The 1,800-nt window shown below is 74.8% G+C and carries 5 protein-coding genes; all 5 read right to left on the bottom strand.

Annotated features, from left to right (window positions below):
• Window positions 1–2: 2 nt before the first annotated feature.
• Window positions 3–464, bottom strand: coding sequence for a hypothetical protein (locus AB0E96_RS40825; protein ID WP_359831876.1), 462 nt, complete (start codon window positions 462–464; stop codon window positions 3–5).
• The gene (locus AB0E96_RS40820; protein ID WP_359831874.1) at window positions 461–814 is read right to left on the bottom strand and encodes a hypothetical protein; all 354 of its coding nucleotides are present in this window, start codon (window positions 812–814) and stop codon (window positions 461–463) included. Before AB0E96_RS40820 ends, AB0E96_RS40825 begins: the two co-directional genes overlap by 4 nt.
• Window positions 811–1,098 (bottom strand): hypothetical protein, encoded by a 288-nt coding sequence (locus AB0E96_RS40815; protein ID WP_359831872.1) that lies wholly within the window; start codon window positions 1,096–1,098, stop codon window positions 811–813. The genes AB0E96_RS40820 and AB0E96_RS40815 overlap by 4 nt, the downstream gene beginning before the upstream one ends.
• Window positions 1,095–1,430 carry a hypothetical protein gene (locus AB0E96_RS40810; protein WP_359831870.1) on the bottom strand — a complete coding sequence of 112 codons (336 nt, stop codon included), beginning with the start codon at window positions 1,428–1,430 and terminating at the stop codon, window positions 1,095–1,097. Before AB0E96_RS40810 ends, AB0E96_RS40815 begins: the two co-directional genes overlap by 4 nt.
• A gap of 91 nt (window positions 1,431–1,521) precedes the next feature.
• Window positions 1,522–1,710, bottom strand: coding sequence for a hypothetical protein (locus AB0E96_RS40805; RefSeq protein ID WP_359831868.1), 189 nt, complete (start codon window positions 1,708–1,710; stop codon window positions 1,522–1,524).
• Window positions 1,711–1,800: the final 90 nt, after the last annotated feature.

Raw genomic sequence — 1,800 nt, 5'->3', positions numbered from 1 at the left:
CGTCATCGCGCGAGCTCCATCTGTTCGTCTCGGTTGTCGTGGTGAAGGTGGGGAGGGCGGAAGTCGGGGGAGACCTCTCGGATCTCCTCCGGCCCGCGTTCGGTGCCGCGGGCGGCGAGCTCGGCGGCGTGCTTCACGGCGGCCGCCAGCTCGGGGCCGGACGGCCCCGCGTCGGGCGGGTACCACTCGGGGCCGTTGGGGCCGTGGACGGCCAGCTCCCCGGGGTTGGCGGTGCCGGCCGGGGAGGGCCCGATCTCGGCGACCATCCGGCCGCGGTAGATCACCTGGCCCTCGGCGGTGACCTGGAAGGCCCGGCTCTCGGCCTGGCCCGGGAGGATGACCTGGGAGGGCGTGAGCGGTGTCCTGCAGATCCGCTCCCCGTCGATGGCCAGCCCCTGGTGGTCGAGCACGACCTGGTGGCCTGCCTTCTCGATCACCAGGCGCGGGTTCTCCTCGGGCCTCACTCGCTCCACCTCCAGCTGGTGAGCTCGTACAGCTCGCCCAGCAGCGGCAGGCTCAGCTCCCACTCGGCGCCGTCGGCGTCCAGCACGACCACCGCGGGCGGCTCCGAGAGCCTGCGCTGGATCTGCAGGCGTCGGCCCCCGGTCCACGTGCCGGGGGAGTACTCGGGCCGCAGCCTCCACTCCTGGCCCGCGTCGGCCAGCAGCAGGGAGTCCCCCTCCTCGATGCGCTGGCGGACGATCCGGCCGGCCTGCTCGGCGGGGAGTCGGTCCTGGATCATCAGCTCCCCGATCCGCTGATGGACGAACGTCGCCTCGGCACGGGGGGTGAGCAACTGGTGCAGCGTAGTCATGCCCAGACCTCCTGACGGATCTTCGAACGGCGGCGGGCCACCTGGGTGAGAGCGACCACCAGGGCCGCGGAGATGCGGACGGTGGCCAGCAGCGCCGCCGCCGGGTTGACCCGGAGCCAGTGGGCGGAGAGGACCAGGACGCCGGCGTACGCGCCGCCGGCGGCCGGGCCGACCCCGGCGTCGAAGCGGAGGGCGGCAACGGTGGCGAGCACGGCGGCGAGCATCGCCACCATGGCGGTGAGCTGGGTCCGCGGCCGCTGGGCCGCGTAGCTGATCGCGGTCATCGGGCCACCGTCCAGACCTGCAGATCGAGCCAGCCGGGGGCGTCCTCGGTCAGCTCGGCGCAGATGGCCAGCCGCTCGTCGGCGGCGGCCTGGTCGGCCTCGATGGCGGTGCGGATCAGCTCCTCGCGCTCCGGGCCGGTCAGGCGCCAGACCACGCCCCGCACGACGGGGCGGATCTGGAGCTGGTGGGCGGTCAGCCGGAGGTTGCCGGTGGGGATCTCGGAGCAGAACAGGGCGCGGGCCGCCCACTTCTGCAGGTCGGTGGAGTCGGTCAGCCCGAGCTCGTTGAACGGGACGCGGGCGAGCGGGCGGCGGTTCATGGGGTTGCGCATCGGTGTCTCCCAGCAGCGCTGACGGGGGACGGCCCGGGGCGAGCGGGCGGCGGTGCCGCTGCCGCCCCGGGCCGCGGAAGGGACGGGGCGGTCAGTACCGCTCGGGGACGCCCGACGTGGCGGGGGCCCACGATCCGGCGGACTCGCTGCCGTGGGAGAGGGCGCCGGCCAGCTGCCCGGTGCACGCGGTCTGGCGCTCGGAGGCGCTGGCCTGGTGCTGGGCGTAGTCCTGGGCGGCCTGGTCGAGCAGCCGCTGGGCCTCGGGGGTGGGGGCGCTCATCGGGCCACCACCAGGGCGCCGACGCACACCGGGCAGGACACGGAGTGCAGCTGTCCGTCGCGGCGGACCTGGACCTCGGCGAAGCCGCTG

Source organism: Kitasatospora sp. NPDC036755 (assembly GCF_040636595.1).
In the GTDB taxonomy this organism is placed as follows: Bacteria; Actinomycetota; Actinomycetes; order Streptomycetales; family Streptomycetaceae; genus Kitasatospora.
The sequence above is the reverse complement of the archived record's forward strand: the minus strand, read 5'-3'. Positions and strand labels throughout refer to the sequence as shown.